This window comes from Kitasatospora sp. NPDC001527 (assembly GCF_040298605.1).
In the GTDB taxonomy this organism is placed as follows: Bacteria; Actinomycetota; Actinomycetes; order Streptomycetales; family Streptomycetaceae; genus Kitasatospora.
The window spans coordinates 77,825-94,178 of the sequence record NZ_JBEPAM010000033.1; the positions used below are offsets into that span (position 1 = coordinate 77,825).

The 16,354-nt window shown below is 74.1% G+C and carries 12 protein-coding genes and 1 pseudogene; 9 read left to right on the forward strand and 4 right to left on the reverse strand.

The genetic code is table 11. From position 1 onward, the window contains the following. Positions 1-19 precede the first annotated feature (19 nt). From ABT238_RS26040 to ABT238_RS26055, 4 genes are all read left to right on the forward strand, one after another. Positions 20-616: a TetR/AcrR family transcriptional regulator gene (locus tag ABT238_RS26040; RefSeq protein WP_350793802.1), complete on the forward strand. Its 597-nt coding sequence runs from the start codon at positions 20-22 to the stop codon at positions 614-616. Between the two features lie 152 nt (positions 617-768). Continuing rightward, a complete protein-coding gene (locus tag ABT238_RS26045; RefSeq protein ID WP_350571034.1) occupies positions 769-1,995 on the forward strand; it encodes an MFS transporter in 1,227 nt (408 codons plus the stop codon). 44 nt (positions 1,996-2,039) lie between these two features. After that, positions 2,040-3,164: an LLM class flavin-dependent oxidoreductase gene (locus tag ABT238_RS26050; protein WP_350571032.1), complete on the forward strand. Its 1,125-nt coding sequence runs from the start codon at positions 2,040-2,042 to the stop codon at positions 3,162-3,164. Beyond that, positions 3,161-3,799 (forward strand): FMN reductase, encoded by a 639-nt coding sequence (locus ABT238_RS26055; protein ID WP_350571030.1) that lies wholly within the window; start codon positions 3,161-3,163, stop codon positions 3,797-3,799. The genes ABT238_RS26050 and ABT238_RS26055 overlap by 4 nt, the downstream gene beginning before the upstream one ends. Positions 3,800-3,873: 74 nt before the next feature. On the opposite strand, the gene ABT238_RS26060 is transcribed toward ABT238_RS26055, so the two are convergent. Further along, positions 3,874-4,293, reverse strand: coding sequence for a winged helix-turn-helix transcriptional regulator (locus tag ABT238_RS26060; RefSeq protein WP_350571028.1), 420 nt, complete (start codon positions 4,291-4,293; stop codon positions 3,874-3,876). 112 nt (positions 4,294-4,405) lie between these two features. On the opposite strand from ABT238_RS26060, the gene ABT238_RS26065 reads away from it, so the two are divergent. From ABT238_RS26065 to ABT238_RS26075, 3 genes are all read left to right on the forward strand, one after another. Continuing rightward, positions 4,406-5,878: an MFS transporter gene (locus ABT238_RS26065; RefSeq protein WP_502884380.1), complete on the forward strand. Its 1,473-nt coding sequence runs from the start codon at positions 4,406-4,408 to the stop codon at positions 5,876-5,878. A gap of 167 nt (positions 5,879-6,045) precedes the next feature. After that, a complete protein-coding gene (locus ABT238_RS26070) occupies positions 6,046-7,095 on the forward strand; it encodes a Dyp-type peroxidase (RefSeq protein WP_350793834.1) in 1,050 nt (349 codons plus the stop codon). Next, complete coding sequence (locus ABT238_RS26075) at positions 7,092-7,892, forward strand: family 1 encapsulin nanocompartment shell protein (protein ID WP_350571025.1); 801 nt, start codon at positions 7,092-7,094, stop codon at positions 7,890-7,892. The genes ABT238_RS26070 and ABT238_RS26075 overlap by 4 nt, the downstream gene beginning before the upstream one ends. Positions 7,893-8,299: 407 nt before the next feature. Here ABT238_RS26075 and ABT238_RS26080 read toward each other — a convergent pair whose 3' ends face one another. Further along, positions 8,300-11,371, reverse strand: coding sequence for an AfsR/SARP family transcriptional regulator (locus ABT238_RS26080; RefSeq protein ID WP_350793856.1), 3,072 nt, complete (start codon positions 11,369-11,371; stop codon positions 8,300-8,302). A gap of 493 nt (positions 11,372-11,864) precedes the next feature. On the opposite strand from ABT238_RS26080, the gene ABT238_RS26085 reads away from it, so the two are divergent. Next, complete coding sequence (locus tag ABT238_RS26085; protein ID WP_350793861.1) at positions 11,865-13,838, forward strand: ATP-binding protein; 1,974 nt, start codon at positions 11,865-11,867, stop codon at positions 13,836-13,838. Positions 13,839-14,047: 209 nt separating this feature from the next. Here ABT238_RS26085 and ABT238_RS26090 read toward each other — a convergent pair whose 3' ends face one another. After that, positions 14,048-14,620 carry a hypothetical protein gene (locus ABT238_RS26090; RefSeq protein ID WP_350793870.1) on the reverse strand — a complete coding sequence of 191 codons (573 nt, stop codon included), beginning with the start codon at positions 14,618-14,620 and terminating at the stop codon, positions 14,048-14,050. After that, the gene (locus ABT238_RS26095) at positions 14,617-15,909 is read right to left on the reverse strand and encodes a hypothetical protein (RefSeq protein ID WP_350571020.1); all 1,293 of its coding nucleotides are present in this window, start codon (positions 15,907-15,909) and stop codon (positions 14,617-14,619) included. Before ABT238_RS26095 ends, ABT238_RS26090 begins: the two co-directional genes overlap by 4 nt. Before the next feature lie 349 nt (positions 15,910-16,258). Here ABT238_RS26095 and ABT238_RS26100 point away from each other — a divergent pair. Further along, positions 16,259-16,354: pseudogene (locus ABT238_RS26100) on the forward strand (electron transfer flavoprotein subunit beta); the annotation flags it as partial.

The following is a 16,354-nucleotide window of genomic DNA, read 5'->3' on the forward strand; positions in this document are numbered from 1 at the left end:
AAACGGCTACGGTGCTGACATGGCGAGACCGCGCACCTTCGACGAGGACCGGGCGCTGGACGCGGCGATGCGCGCGTTCTGGGCCAACGGCTACGAGGCCACCTCGACCCAGGACCTCTGCGAGGCGACGGGTCTGGGGCGGAGCAGCATCTACAACACGTTCAGCAGCAAGCGCGACCTGTTCCGCCGGTCGCTGGACCGCTACAACGAGCTGATGACCGTCCCGCAGGTCGCCCTGCTGGAGGATCCGGAACTGCCCCCGCTGGAGCGGGTCCGGCTGCTGCTCGCACGGGTCGTCGACGGGGAGTTCGAGAACCGCCCGCAGGGGCGCAGTCTCGGCTGCCTGACCGTGAACACCGTCGTCGAGCTCGCCGGGCGCGACCCGGAGGCGGCCGGGGTGCTGGAGCAGGACCAGGAGGTGCGGCTCGCCGCGCTGTCCGCCGCCATCGGGGCCGGGCAGCGCGCCGGGGAGATCGCCGCGCGCCGGGAGGCGGGCGAGCTGGCCCGCTTCGTGAACGCGGTGATCGCCGGGATGCGGGTCGCGGCCAAGGGCGGGGCCGACCGGGCCGCCGTCGAGGCCATCGCCGCCACCGCGGTGGACGCGCTCACGCCCTGATCTTCGAGCGGTCTGACCTTCAAGAGGTCTGATCTTCGAGCGCCCCGGCCTTCGGGGGGCCTGCCCGCCCGTCGGCCCGGCCGGCCGCTCGGGCGCTCTCGCCTGCCCTTGTTTTGAACCGATCCATCCAAAACTATCGGGGGAGCACTCCCATGCCACGTGCCGTGTACGTCCTCGCCCTCGGCATCTTCGCGATGGTGACCAGCGAGTTCGCCGTCGCCGGGCTGATGCCGCAGCTGGCGCAGGGCCTCGACGCGACCGTCCCGCAGATCGGCTACCTGATCACCGCCTTCTCCGTCGCGATGTCCTTCGGCGGGCCCTTCCTCACTATCACGCTCCTGAGGGTGCGTCAGAAATACGCGCTGATGCTGCTGTTCGCCGTCTTCCTGGTCGGCAACGTGCTCGCCGCGACCGCCACCGGCTACCCGGTCATGCTGGTGGCCCGGGTGGTCTGCGGGATCGCCGCGCAGGCCTTCTTCGGCATCTCGATCTCGCTCTGCGCCCAGCTGGCCCGCCCCGAGCTGCGCGGCCGGGCGATCGCCGTACTGATGAACGGCCTGATGCTCGGCACCCTGCTGGGCCTGCCGCTGGCGACCGTCATCGGTGAGCGCCTCGGCTGGCGGGCGGCGTTCTGGGCGATCGCCGTGCTCACCGTGCTGGTCGCCCTGGCCACCCTCGCCGGGGTGCCGGACGCCGACCACGCCGAGGGCGGCGGCTCGCTGCGCGCCGAGCTGGGCGCGCTGCGCAACCGGCGGCTCTGGCTGGCCTTCGCCACCAGCACCCTGATCATCGGCGCGACCTTCTCGCTGTTCAGCTACGTCAACCCGGTCCTGACCGAGATCACCGGCTTCTCCGTCGGTTCCGTCCCGCTGCTGCTCGTCGCCTACGGAGCGGCGACCGTGATCGGCAACACCGTGGTCGGCCGGCTCGCCGACCGGTACGCGCTGCCGGTGCTCGCCGTCGGCCTGGCGCTGAACACCGTCTTCCTGGCCGGCCTCGCGCTCTTCGCCCAGCTCCGGGTGCCGGCGGTCGCCCTGCTGCTCGGGGTCGGCCTGGTCGGCGTCACCATGAACCCGGCGATGGCCTCGCGGGTGCAGCGGATCGGCAACGCCCGCCCGCTGGTGAACACCGTCCACAACTCCTTCATCACGCTGGGTGTCATCCTCAGCTCCCTGCTCGGCGGGCTCGCCATCGACGCCTGGGGCCTGCGCGCCGTGCTCTGGCTCGGGGTCGCGATGGCGCTCGCGGGCCTGCTGACCCTGCTCCCGGACGCCCTGCGGGCCCGTCGTGCGGTCTCGGACCAGAAGTCGGGCGCGGAGGGGAATAACACCCGGGTGGCGGATGCTAAGGTCGTTGAAACTTTGACGATCGGATCCTGAGCCGGGTTTCCCTGCGGGATTCAGCCTGGAGCGTGGTGAGCAACATGCAGTTCGGAATCTTCACCGTCGGCGACGTCACCCCCGACCCGACCACCGGCCGCACCCCGACCGAGCACGAGCGGATCAAGGCGACCGTGGCCATCGCTCGCAAGGCCGAGGAGGTCGGCCTGGACGTCTTCGCGACCGGCGAGCACCACAACCCGCCGTTCGTGCCGTCCTCGCCGACCACCCTGCTCGGCTACATCGCCGCGCAGACCGACCGCATCATCCTGTCCACCTCGACCACGCTGATCACCACCAACGACCCGGTGAAGATCGCCGAGGACTACGCGGTGCTCCAGCACCTCGCCGACGGCCGGGTGGACCTCATGATGGGCCGCGGCAACACCGGCCCGGTCTACCCGTGGTTCGGCAAGGACATCCGCCAGGGCATCCCGCTCGCGATCGAGAACTACGCGCTGCTGCACCAGCTGTGGCGCGAGGACGTGGTCGACTGGTCGGGCCGCTTCCGCACCCCGCTGCAGTCCTTCACCGCCACCCCGCGCCCGCTCGACGGCGTCCCGCCGTTCGTCTGGCACGGCTCGATCCGCAGCCCCGAGATCGCCGAGCAGGCCGCCTACTACGGCGACGGCTTCTTCGCGAACAACATCTTCTGGCCCAAGGAGCACTTCAAGAAGCTGATCAACCTCTACCGCGAGCGCTTCGCCCACTACGGGCACGGCACCCCCGAGCAGGCCGTCGTCGGCCTCGGCGGCCAGGTGTTCATGCGCAAGAACTCGCAGGACGCGGTGCGCGAGTTCCGCCCGTACTTCGACAACGCGCCGGTGTACGGACACGGGCCGTCCATGGAGGAGTTCACCGAGCAGACCCCGCTCACCGTCGGCAGCCCGCAGGAGGTCATCGAGAAGACCCTGACCTTCCGCGAGACCTTCGGCGACTACCAGCGCCAGCTGTTCCTGATGGACCACGCCGGCCTGCCGCTGAAGACCGTGCTGGAGCAGCTGGACCTGCTCGGCGAGGAGGTCGTGCCGGTGCTGCGCGAGGAGTTCGCCAAGGGCCGCCCGGCCGGCGTCCCGGACGCGCCGACCCACGCCTCGCTGGTCGAGGCCGACCGCGCCCGCCGGGAGCAGGAGCAGCACACCGAGGAGAACGTGGAGGTGGCCAAGTGACCGCGTACCGACTGGTCGTGATCAGCGCCGGCCTGAGCAAGCCGTCCTCGACGCGCCTGCTCGCCGACCGGCTCGCCGACGCGACGGTCCGCCGGCTCGCCCGGGACGGGCGCGAGACGGAGGTGACGGTGATCGAACTGCGCGACCTCGCCACCGACATCGCGCACAACTTCGTCACCGGCTTCCCCGGCGCCGCGCTGCGCGAGGCGATCGAGGCGGTCACCCGCGCCGACGGGCTGATCACCGTGACGCCGATCTTCGCCGCCTCCTACAGCGGACTGTTCAAGTCGTTCTTCGACGTGCTCGACCCCGACGTGCTCACCGGCAAGCCGGTGCTGATCGCCGCCACCGGCGGCACGCCCCGGCACTCGCTGGCGCTGGAGCACGCGGTGCGGCCGCTGTTCAGCTACCTGCGCTCGGTGGTCGTCCCGACCTCGGTCTACGCGGCCACCGACGACTGGGGCACCACGGGGGACCGGCTCACCGACGGGCTTCCGGGCCGGATCGACCGGGCGGCCGGCGAACTCGCCGGGCTGCTCGCCGGCCGCGCCCCCAGCGGGCCGGCGGCGGACGGCGGGTCCGAGGAGGAGACGGTGGTCCCGTTCGCCGAGCAGCTGGCGGCCCTGCGGGTCTGACGGCGGCGGCGCGGGCACGCACGCACACGAGAAGGGGCGGACCCGGGAGACCGGGGCCGCCCCTTCTCGCGCGCTCAGCCCACCCGGGCGTCGTAGGAGGCCCGGGCCGCCGCGATCTCGCGCTGGTGCGTCTCGGTCCAGGCGACCAGCGAGCGGACGGTCTCGTGCAGGGTCCGCCCGAGCGGCGTCAGCGCGTAGTCGACCCGGGGCGGCACCACCGGGTGCACCGTCCGCTCGACCAGGCCGTCGCGCTCCAGCTGCCGCAGCGTGACGGTCAGCATCCGCTGGCTGACCCCGTCGATCTCCCGCCGCAGCTCGGTGAAGCGCAGCGAACCGCGGTCCAGCAGGGCGATCACCAGCAGCGACCACTTGTCGGCGATCCGGTCGAGGATCTGCCGGACCTCGCAGTCCTCCCGGGTGTCCCACTGGAGAACGTCGTAGTCGTCCCCGGTATCCGCGCAGTGCGTCGGTGACTTCGAAGTGCCTTCTTCCATGGTTCCTGATGCTGCCTCAGGATGGCTGGTGGTTACAAGAGGGAACCGACCGGACGAAGGGGAACCGCCCCGTCCGGCCTCCCCGCCCCCCGCGCACTCCCAGGAGACCTCCGTGTCCGCCTCCCCAGCCGTGCCCTCGGCCGTGCCCGAAACCGGCACGCCCGCCCGTCCCCCCGCGGCTCCACCGCCGCCCCCGTCGCCGTCCGACCGCCTCACCGGCCGCGAGACCGCCGTGCTCCTCGTCCTGTGCGGCGCGATCTTCCTGGAGGGCATCGACGTCGCGATGCTCAACGTGGCGCTCCCCTCGATCCGCGCCGACCTCGGCATGGACACCGGCTCGCTCAGCTGGGTGCTGAGCGCCTACGTGCTCGGCTACGGCGGCTTCATGCTGCTCGGCGGCCGCACCGCCGACCTGCTCGGACGCCGCCGGACCTTCCTGTTCTGGCTCACCGTCTTCGTCCTCTTCTCCGGACTCGGCGGCCTCGCCGGCGCCCCCTGGGTGCTCGTCCTGGCCCGCTTCGCCACCGGCCTCGCGGCCGCCTTCATGACCCCGGCCGGCCTGGCGATCATCACCACCGCCTTCGCCGAGGGCCCGCGCCGCAACCGCGCGCTGCTGCTCTACGCGGGCACCGCGGCCGCCGGCTTCTCGCTCGGCCTGGTGGCCGGCGGCCTGCTCACCGCGGTCGGCTGGCGCTGGGTCTTCTTCGCCCCGGTGCTGCTGGCCGGCGCCCTGCTGCTCGCCGCCCTGCCGCTGCTCCCGCGCGACCAACCACCCGCCCGCCGTCCCGGCGAGCGCTTCGACCTGGCCGGCGCCGCCACCGCCACCGGCGCGATGCTGCTGCTGGTCCACGCGGTGGTGCGGATCGGCGAACCGGACGCCGCCCTCGGCCCGACCCTCGCCGAGGCGGCCGGCGGACTGGCCCTGCTGGCCCTCTTCGCCGCCGTCGAACGGCGCTCCGCCGCGCCGCTGGTCCGCCTCGGCCTGCTGCGCTCCGGCCCGCTGCTGCGCGCGAACCTCGGCGCGCTGCTGTTCGCCGGCTCCTTCTTCGGCTTCCAGTTCACCGTCACCCTCTACCTGCAGGACCTGCGCGGCTGGACCCCGCTGCAGACCGGCCTCGCGCTGCTCGCCGTCGGCGTGGACGCGGTGCTCGCGCCGACCCTCACACCCCGGCTGGTGGAGCGGTTCGGCACCGTCCGGGTGATCCTCGGCGGCTTCTGCCTGGCGGTGGTGTCCTACGCGCTGTTCCTGCCGGCCGGCCCGGACTGGAGCTATCCGATGATGTTCCCGACCATGATCCTCACCGGTCTGGCCTTCGCCCTCGCCTACGGGCCGCTGACCATCGCCGCCACCGACGGCGTCGCGGAGGAGGAGCAGGGCCTGGCCGGCGGGTTGCTCAACACCGCCTTCCAGTTCGGCGCGGCGCTCGGCCTCTCCGCGGTCACCGCCGTCCACCTGGCCGCCACCGGCGCGGGGCGCCCCGGCATGGACGGCTTCCGGGCCGCCCTGGTGGTCCCGGTCGCGGCGGTCGCCCTCGGCGCGCTGGTCACCGCCCTCGGTCTGCGCCGCCGCGGCGCGCCGTCCTGACCGTCCGCCGCCGCGCCCCCCACCCGGGCGGCCCCTCACCGGTCCGCCCGGGTGGGGGGCCGCCCGCTGCCGTCCTGCTGCTCCGCCCGGCCTGCCTCCCGTGCCGAAATGCCAGCTCTGGGGTGTAATCGTACGGATGATCAGACCCCGTTGACCGGAGTCCGCCGATGCCGCAGCCCGTCCTCACCCCGCTCACCAGCGCCGCGATCTTCCTCGTCCTCACCATCGACCCCGGCGGCGAACCCGCCGTCCGGGCGCTCCTGCCCGACCTGGCCGGCCTGCGCCGCGCGGTCGGCTTCCGCGCCCCCGACGCCGGCCTGACCTGTGTCACCGGCATCGGCTCGGACGCCTGGGACCGGCTCTTCGACGGTCCCCGCCCGGCCGGGCTGCACCCCTTCCGGGAGATCGCCGGCGCCCGGCACCGGGCCCCGGCCACCCCCGGCGACCTGCTGTTCCACCTGCGCGCCGCCCGGATGGACCTCTGCTTCGAGCTGGCGGGCCAGCTCACCAACCGCCTCGCCGGGGCCGCCACCGTGGTCGACGCCGTGCACGGCTTCCGCTACTTCGACGACCGCGACCTCCTGGGCTTCGTCGACGGCACCGAGAACCCCGAGGGCCGGGCGGCGGCGGAGGCCGTCCTGATCGGCGCGGAGGACCCGGAGTTCGCGGGCGGCAGCTATGTGATCGTCCAGAAGTACCTGCACGACCTGGACGCCTGGAACCGCCTGCCCGTCGAGGCGCAGGAACGCGCGGTCGGCCGTACCAAGCTCACCGACATCGAGCTCGCCGACGACCTCAAGCCCGCCGACTCGCACGTGGCGCTGACCACCGTCACCGGCCCGGACGGCGAGGAGCGGCAGATCATGCGGTTCAACATGGCGTTCGGCTCGTTCGCCGGGGGAGGGGAGTTCGGGACGTACTTCATCGGCTACTCGCGCACGCCGGCGGTGACCGAGGAGATGCTGGAGAACATGTTCGTCGGCCGCCCGCCCGGCGCCCACGACCGCCTGCTCGACTTCTCCGTCGCGGCCACCGGAACCCTGTTCCACGTCCCGGCCGCCGACTTCCTGGACGCCCCGCCGCCCGCGCCGTCCGCCGCGGCCTCCGTCGCCGTTCCCGCCCCGGCCCCGTCCGCAGCCCCGTCCGCAGCCCCGTCCGCAGCCTCCTCCGACGGCTCCCTCGCCATCGGCAGCCTGAAAGGCACCCCCGCGTCATGAACAACCTGCACCGCGAACTCGCCCCCGTCTCCGCCGCGGCCTGGGCGGAGATCGAGGAGGAGGCCCGGCAGACCGTCAAGCTCCACCTCGCCGGCCGCCGCGTCGTGGACGTCGACGGCCCCGACGGCCCCGCCCTCGCCGCCGTCGGCACCGGCCACCTCACGGCCATCGAGCCGCCCGGCCCGGGCGTCCAGGCCCACGCCCGCGAGGTGCGGCCGCTCGTCGAACTCCGGGTGCCCTTCTCGGTCGACCGCGCCGCCGTGGACGACGTCGAGCGCGGCTCCCGGGACAGCGACTGGCAGCCGGTGAAGGACGCCGCCCGCACCCTGGCCCTCACCGAGGACCGCGCCGTCTTCGACGGCTACCCCGCCGCCGGCATCGAGGGCATCCGCGCCGCCGCCACCAACCCCGCCGTCCCGCTCCCCACCGACGTCCGGGAGTACCCCGAGGCGGTCAGCAGGGCTCTCACCACCCTCCGCCTGGCCGGCGTCGGCGGCCCCTACGCCCTCCTCCTCGGCGCCGACGCCTACACCGCCGTCAACGAGACCTCCGACCACGGCTACCCCGTCGCCAGCCACATCGCCCGCCTCCTCGACGGCGAGCTCATCTGGGCCCCCGCCATCGAAGGCGCCCTCCTGCTCTCCACCCGCGGCGGCGACTTCGAACTCCGACTCGGCCAGGACGTCAGCGTCGGCTACCTCTCCCACACCGCCGACACCGTCGCCCTCTACCTCCAGGAGTCCCTCACCGCCCGCATCTTCACCCCCGAGGCCGCCGTCCCCCTCACCACCCCCTGACCCCCGCCGCACACACCGGAGGGCGTGACCGGAACCCCGGTCACGCCCTCCGGCGGATCCGGTTCAGTACCAGATGGGCATCCACCAGAACCCCGGCGTGGCCGACCCCGCCGTGGGGCGCGCCGAACCGGCGGTGCGGGAACGGGGGAATTCGGCTATCGGAGTGCGAATGTCGCGCATATGCGAATTCTTTCTGTGCGTTCTGCAAGGCTTATGCGGGCCGAAGATCTTCGGCCTCCGCGGCCATGTGTAGCAGGCCGGGCCGCTGCGGTGCAAACTCCTGCGCGGGCGCTGGGAGCATGTTCGATCCCGGTCGTCCGGCGAACTCAAGCCGCGACTGCACGGTTTCTCGGCGATCAAATTCGATCATGCGTGAATCGTGAAGTGATGCGTTCAAACGGAATGCGCTACTCCGATCGCTTCCGCCCTCGTAGCCTGGCCAGCTCGTCCTTCGCGGCGGCCGCCTGTTCGGCCACCCCGACCTGTTCGGCGAGGAGCACGGCGGCCGTCAGGCGGTCGATCGCGGAGTCGGTGCGGCCGAGAGACTCCTCGGTGTGGCCGAGTCCCCGCAGGGCCGCCACCTCTTCGAGGCCGGCCCCGACCGATTGGGCCAGCTCCAGGGCGGCGGCGTACTGGTCACGGGCGTCGACGGGGCGGCCGGCGGTCCGGAGTGTGTCGCCGAGGCTGTTGAGCGCATCGGCCTCGTGGCGGATGCTGCCGACTGATCGGTACACCGTCAGAGCCGACCGGTAGAGGGTCATGGCGCGGTCGAGGTCGTCCGGAACGTCCAGGGCCGACGCCAGGTTGATCCTCACCACGGCCAGGTCGAACGGTGACATGCATTCCGCGCCGCCGTCGAGGATCCGCTCGAACGTGGTGCGGGCCGCGGATTTGTTCCCGGCTCCCAGGTGGAGGTCTCCGATATTGTTCAGGATGATCATCTCGAAGACCCGGTCATTGAACTGGCGGGCCAATGGAAGGGCGCCCTGATAGGCGTCGAGCGCCATTTCGTGATTTCCCAGGGAATTCTGCACGATGCCGATGTTGGCGAGGCAGCGGGCGATGTTCCAGCGGTCTCCGCTCTCTCTTCGCATCCGCAGCGCCTCCTCCTGTCGGGCGAGTGCCTCCGTGAGGGAGCTCTGGTGCCAGAGCACCTCCCCGAGCAGGCTCAGGGCCTCGGCGGTGGCGTCGGCGTCCTGTTCCGCGCGGGCGAGGGTGAGGGCGCGGTCGAGGGACTCGAAGGCGGCGGGGTAGCGGGAGGCGTTGGCGAGGGTGGCGCCGAGGTCGATCAGGGCGCGGGCCTCGCAGCGGTCGTTCGCCGCCGAACGCCAGTACGCCACGGCGGCCCGGTGCAGGTCGTGGGCCTCGCTCCAGTAGGCCTGGGCGTCCAGGCGGCCGGCCAGCACGTGGGCCAGCCAGGCGGCGGCCTCCGGGTGGCCGGTGGCGCGGGCGTGGGTGCCCAGGGCGGTCAGGGCGGCCTGTTCGGTGTCCAGCCAGTCCCGCGCCGACTCGTGCGAATCCAGGTCAAGGTCGTACAACAGCGTTTCCATTCCCGGCAATTGGCGGAAGTCCGGGAGAGGGAGGCGTGACCGGCGGGGATACAGCAGGCGGTCCGCCTGATCGGCCGCGTGAATCATGAATCCGAGCAGTCGCCGCAACGCGGCCCCGCCTTCCTCCCCGGCCCCTTCGTCACGGATCAGGGCGAGCGCGTAATCGCGCAGCAGATCGTGGAGTTGGTACCGTTCGGGCGAATTCTCCTGCACCAGGTGGCAGTGCAGCAGCGCCTCCAGCAGGTGGTCCGTCTCGTCGACCGGCCGGCCGAGCAGCGCCGCCGCCGCGTGCAGGCCGATGTCCGGTCCGGGGTGGGCGCCGAGCAGCCGGAAGGCCTCCTGCTGCTCGGCCGGCAGCGACCGGTAGGACATCTCGAAGGCGCGGGCGACGCTCTCCGTGTCGTGCCGGATCTCGGCGAGCCGCCCGGTCTTGCGGGAGAGCCGCAGGGCGAGGTGGTCCAGCGTCCAGGAGGGCCGTGCCTTGAAGCGGCTGGCGGCGATCTCGATCGCCAGCGGGAGCAGGCCGCAGCGGTCGACGATCTCGACGATCCGGCTCCGGTCGTCGGCGCGCTCCCGCCCGACCACCGAGGTGAACAGGGCGACCGCGTCGTCCACCGACAGGATGTCCAGGAACACCGGTCTGGAGCCGGGCAGTTCGGCGAGCCGGCGGCGGCTGGTGACGAGGATCAGCGCGGCGGGCGCGTTCGGCAGCAGCGGCCGCAGCTGGGCCGCGGCCGCCGCGTCGTCGAGCACGACCACGGCCCGCCGGGTGGAGAGCACCTCGGCGCAGAGCGCGAACAGCTCCTCGCTGTCGAGCGGGATGGTGGTGGCCGGCACCCCGAGCCGGCGCAGCAGGGCGGTGGCGACCGCCTGCGGGGCGAGCGGGCTCTGGTTGACGGCGTGGGCGCCCAGGTTGAGGTGGACGTAGCCCTCGGGGAACCGGCCCCGCATCAGGTGGGCGGCGTGCAGGGCCAGGGTGGTCTTGCCGACCCCGGCCATGCCGAGGATCGCCGAGACGGTCACCACCCCGCCCTGCTCGGCCGTCTCCTCGGAGCTCCCGAGCAGGCGGCGCAGGTCGTCCCGGCGGCCGATCAGGCGCCGCCCCGCCGGGGCGTGCGGCGGGCCGCTGGCGCGCGGGGCGGCGGAGGGGCGTGCCGCGGGCGTGCGGCCGGCCGTTCCGGTCCGCGGGTCGCCGGCGAGCGGGTCCCCGGCGAGCATCCGCTCGTGCAGCCGGGTGAGGGCCTCGCCGGGACCGGTGCCGAGTTCGGTGCGCAGCCGGCGGACGACCGTGGGGTAGACGGTGAGCGCGTCCGCCTGGCGGCCGGCGCCGTGCAGGGCGACCAGCAGGTGGGCGGCGACCCGCTCGTCGGTGGGGCGCTCCTCGCGCAGGGCGGTGAGTTCGGGGACGACCTCGGCGAAGCGGCCGAGCCGGAGGTCGATCTCGATCCGCAGCAGGGTGGTGGCGAGGCGCTGGTCGGCCATCGTGGTGCGGGTGGACTGGGCCCAGCTGCCGGGCAGGCCCGCGAGCGGTTCGCCGCGCCAGATCTCCTCGGCCCGGCCCAGCACCGTGCGGGCCTGGACGTCCTCGCCGTTCTCGGTGAGTTGGCGGGCGCGCAGAGACAGATCGACGAAGCGATGCCAGTCGATCAATTGGGGATCGGCACGAAGCGCATATGTGTGCGATCGTCTCTCGATGGTCGGGGTGTCCCGGGACGAACCGAGGCCTTCTTCGGCGACGGCCTTTCGCAACTGGCCGCGAATGCGGGAGACATGGCTGTAGATGCTGGCCACCGCGCTGGGCGGGGGTTCCTCGTCCCACAGCCGGTTGGCCAGCAGGTCGTGGCTGAGCGGGCGGCCCACCTCCAGCGCCAGGGCGGCCAGCAGCTGGCGCCCCTTGTCCGAGCGAATTGCCGACAACTCGCCGTTCACCGAAAGTTCAATCGGACCCAGAAGATGGAACTCCATTGTGACGCCCCCCGCCGGTTGGCTACCAGCTTGCTGTCGCAGGGAGCATCCCACGATTGCGGGGGCCGGATCCATACCGTCTCCCGCTGTGCGGCGAGGCATTGTTGACACTTAACCCGGTCCGACGGAGCCTCATGTGATATAGGAGCGCCACCGATTGCCCGGGCACATCGGCCGCTCCCGTCACTTCAGTCCATCGTTCTACCGGTAGGGGGAGCCAGTGGAGCCGGATCGGTTCGGCGGAGCGGGAGTTCATCAACCGCACGGAGAGCGTGAACCGCACGAACCGCACGAACCGAACGCCGCGACCCGGAACTCGGTGTCCGGTGCCCGGGTCGGCGGATCGGTCGTCCAGGCGGGGGCGATCCACCAGTTGACCGTCTATGGCCAGCCCGCCCCGCCTCCCGCCGCCCCGGCGCTCCCGGTGCCCCGCCAACTCCCGCCGACACCCCGGAGGTTGGTCGGCCGGGACGCCGATCTCGAAGCCCTGGACCGCGAGTTGGACGACACCCCGGACGGATCCGCCGACGTCACCGTGGTGGTCACCGGCCCGGCCGGGGTCGGCAAGACCGCCCTCGCCGCCCAGTGGCTGCGCCGCCTCGCCGGCCGCTTCCCGGACGGCCAGCTCTACGCCGACCTGCGCGGTCACGCCCCGGGCGGCCCCGCCGACCCGGCCGAGGCGCTCGGCGGCTTCCTGCGCGCCTTCGGCATCGCGCCGGTGCCGCGCAGCCTCGCCGAGGGCGCCGCCCTCTGGCGCTCGCTCGCCGCCGAACGCCGGATCGCCGTCCTGCTCGACAACGCCTCCACCGCGGCCCAGGTCCGCCCGCTGCTGCCCGGCTCGGAGCACGCCGTGGTCGTGGTCACCAGCCGCCGCCGGCTCACCGGGCTCGGCATAGACGGCGCCGTGTTCCGGCCGGTCGACGTGCTCTCGGACGACGCCTCGGTGCAGCTGCTCGCCCAGCGGGTCGGCGCCGACCGGGTGGCCCGCGAACGGCACGCCGCCGCCCTGGTGGTGGAGCGCTGCGGCCGGCTCCCGCTCGCCGTCTGCCTGGCGGCCGCCCGGATCGCCGCCCGCCCGGTCCAGCCGCTCGCCGCCACCGCCGAGGCGCTCGACCAGGAGTCCCAGGGGCTCGCCGCGCTCGACGTCGAGGGGGAAGCCGTGCGACACGCCCTGGACGCGTCCTTCGAGGTGCTGGGGGCGGACACGGTCCGGCTGTACGGGCTGCTCGGCCTGCTGCCGTTCCCCGTCTTCACCCTGGACGTGGTCTGCGCGGTCGGCGGCCTGGAGCGCGCCGAGGCCGACCGGCTGCTCGGCGGACTCATCGACGTCCACCTGCTGGAGGAGATGGAGGACGGCTTCCGCTTCCACGACCTGGTCAAACTCCACGCCCGGGCCCGCGCCGACGAGGTGCGCGAGCGGCCGGAGGGCCTGGCCGCCGTCGACCGCGTCCTCGACTGGTACCTGGCCTCCACCACCGCCGCCGAGGCGCTGCTGAGCCCCAGCCACCGCACCCTGCGCCGCGACTACACCACCGAACCGGTGCCGGGAGCCCGCGAGTTCGCGGACGAGGCGGCGGCCGTCCGCTGGCTCGACGCGGAGACCGGACGGCTCGCCGAGGCCGTCCGCTGGGCACACGACACCGGCAGGCCCGCCACCGCCTGGCAACTGGTCGACGCCATGTGGCCGCTGTTCCTGCGGCTGCGCCCGGCCCGGCTGTGGATCGACGCGCACCGGATCGGTCGCACCGCGGCCCGGCAGGCCGGCGACACCGACGGCCGGCTGCGGATGCTCACCTCCGGCGGCAACGGCCTGCGCAACGCGGGGGAGGGGGAGGAGGCCGCCGCGTGGTTCACCGAGGCGCTCCACCTGGCCCGCGCGGTCGGCCGGCCGCTCGCCGAGGCCGACGCCCTGTACGGCCTCAGTCAGACCCACCGCACGGCGGGCCGGCTCGCGGAGGCGGCCGACTGCCTGCGCGCGACGGCCGCTCTCCGCGAGGCCGAGGGGTATCCGCGGGGCACCGCGCTCGCCCGCCTCGCGCTCGGCGACGTGCTGCTCGCGGACGGCCGCGCCGCCGAGGCGGTCCCCGTCATCGCCGGGGCCCACCGCGACCTCGTCGCCGTCCCGGCCGCGTACGAGGCGGCCCGCGCGCTCGCCTTCCTCGGGCAGGCCCACGCCGCCCTCGGCGCCCACGCGGAGGCGGGCCGGTGCTACGCGGAGGCGCTCGCCGGGTTCCGCGCCGGGGGCGCCCGCCACTGGGAGGCCCGCGTCCTCGAACTCACCGGAGACCTCGCCCGCGCCCGCGGCGACCTCACCGAGGCGGTCACCCGCTACCGCGAGTCCCTGGCCCGCTACGAGGCCCTCTCCGCCCCCGACGCCGCCCGCCTCACCGCCGCCCTCACCACCCTCGCCACCCCACCGGAGGACCGGTAGCGCCCCACCCCCGGCGGTTGGCCGCCCGGCTTCCGGCACCGGCTGGTGGCGATGCGCGAGGCGGTGCGGGTGGCCTCGGGGAGAGCGCGGTCGGTGGTGGGCCGGGTACGGGCCGGTGGGCCGACGGGCGGGCGCTGTGCGGGTGAGGGTGGCTGGGGGCGGCAGGCCCGGGCGTCCCGTCGGGTGGTGGCGGGACGCCCGGGCTCGGGTCAGCCGGCCAGGGGGCAGCCCGGGCAGGCGGGGCGGGAGGTGGGGGCCGAGGCGGTCAGGGTGGTGAGCTCGGCGAGGGTGCGGCCGGTGGCGAGCCAGGTGTGGGCCAGCGAGCCGACGGCCAGGCGCTGTGCGGGTGAGGGCGGCGCGCCGTCGCCCGGCCGGGGCCGGAGCACCAGCCGCCCGCCCGTCCGGGCCAGCACCAGCAGCGTGCCGCCCTCGCCGTCCGCGGTGGCGACCGCGCAGCCGGGGTGGGTCCGCAGGACGGCGGCGAGCCGTTCCCTGGCCCGCCCGGGGGCGGTCGCGCCGAGGTGGAGCACATCGGCGTGGCGGCGCCGGCGGGCGGCGTCGGGGTCGGCGAGGTCGATCGCGAGGTGCTCGTCGACGAACGCGCGGGTCAGCGGCCCGCCGGGGCGGCCGGCCGGGCTCCGGCTGACGAGCAGCCCGTGGCAGACCCCGGCGGGGGAGTGGATGCGGGCCTCGAAGCGCGTGCCCGCCGTCCCGGCCGACGGCGACGGGCCGTCGGCCGGGACGAGCCGCACGGTGTGCAGGGCCGTGTGCGGCGCGGTCACCCCTCCTCCCGCCCGCCGCCCGCCGGCCACAGCGGCGCGGGCCGCGGCAGCGCGGGCGGCTCCGGCAGGTGCGCGGGCTCGCCCAGCCCGAGGACCCGGTAGAGCAGCCGCCGCATCCGGCGGTCGAAGCGCCCCGGCTGCGAGCTGATCCGGGCCGCGATCGCCGCGTACTCCTCCCGCCGGTACTGCTCGGCGGCGTACGCCAGCTGGGCGGTGAGCGGGTGGGACGGGCTGAGCGCCGGCGCGGTGCGGGCGAGCAGCGCGCCCGGTGAGCGCGGGTTGACGTCCCGGTGCGGGTACTCGGCGAGCAGGATCGGCGCGCCGGTCATGGTGCCGTAGAGGGTGACCGAGCCGTGGTCGCCGATGACGAAGTCGGCGGCGACCAGCAGCGGACGCCAGTCCTCCTCCGGCGCGATCACGGTGACCGCCCCGCGCGCGGTGGCCGTCGCCCACGAGCGGACCGCCCACGGGCTGTGCGCGGCGGCGACGTTGGGGTGGACCAGCAGCGCGGTGCGGTAGCCGTGCCGGGGCAGTTCGGCGGCCAGCCGCGGCAGCACGGCGTCGAGCCGGGTGAACAGCGAGCCGCTGCCCCAGGTGGAGCAGACCAGCACCAGCCGTTCGCCGGGCCGCAGCCCGAGCGCCGCGCGGTAGCGCTCGCGCTCGGGCAGGGCGGCGGCGATCCGGTCGTAGCAGCCGTCGCCGACCACCTCGACGATCGGCAGCGCCTCCGGGCAGCCGCGGCCCAGTTCGGCGCGGTCGTCCTCGTGGGCGAGCGCGTACGCGGCGGGCACCAGCCGCCCGCGCCAGGTGACGTACTCGGGCCCCAGCCCGGCGACCGTGCGCCCGGCGCCGACCCCCGCCGGCGACAGCTTGATGTGCCCGGCCCCGTGCGGCAGCCGCACCAGCGGCCCGCGCAACCGCTCCAGGCCCTGCGACCCGGCGGCGAGCACCAGGTCGAACTCCCGCCGGACGGCCTCCGCCCACGGCAGCACCGTGCCCCCGAGCCGCCGGACGTGGGCCTCCGCGCCCCCGTTGAACGCGTGCGGCGGCACCGTGAACTGGACGTGCACCCGCAGGTCCGCGGCGAGCAGCGGGTAGATGTCGTGCAGCCGCTGGCCGTAGACCACCGAGTGGACGACGACCAGCACCTCCTTGCAGTCGGTGAGCGTGGCCCACGGCAGCGGCCGTCGTGCCGGGCCCCCGCCGTGCCCCTCCGTCCGGCCGTGCTGCTCCCCGCCGGACCGTTCCCCGTGGTTGACTTCGTCGACTTCCCCGTGCACCAAGGTCATGTCGTTCCCCCTCCTTGATCCCGGACCGGGGCCCCGGGTCTCGGCGGCCCCGGCGGGTGTCTGCCCGGGCGGTCTGGCGGATTCCATGACGGGTCCTGGCCGGTCTTGCACAAACCTTGCGACGCCCTTGCCGCCCCGCTTCCGGCGGCCCGGAAGGCCGGAAAGGGTACTGAGTTCCTTTACGCGGGGTACTGAGTGCCGTATTCTCTCGGGAGAGCCTCGGAGGCTGTCGAGGAGAGCCGACGGGCCGGACCCGGCCCAGCGCCGATCTGGCACTCAGTACCCTCGGTGCCGCCGGGGTCGTGGACCAGTGCATCCGACCAGTGCACCCGTACCAGGAGAACCGCTCATGAGCTTGAGGATCGTTGTCTGTGTGAAGTACGTGCCGGACGCGACGGGTGACCGTCGTTTCTCGGACGATCACACCACCGACCGGGAGGGCGTG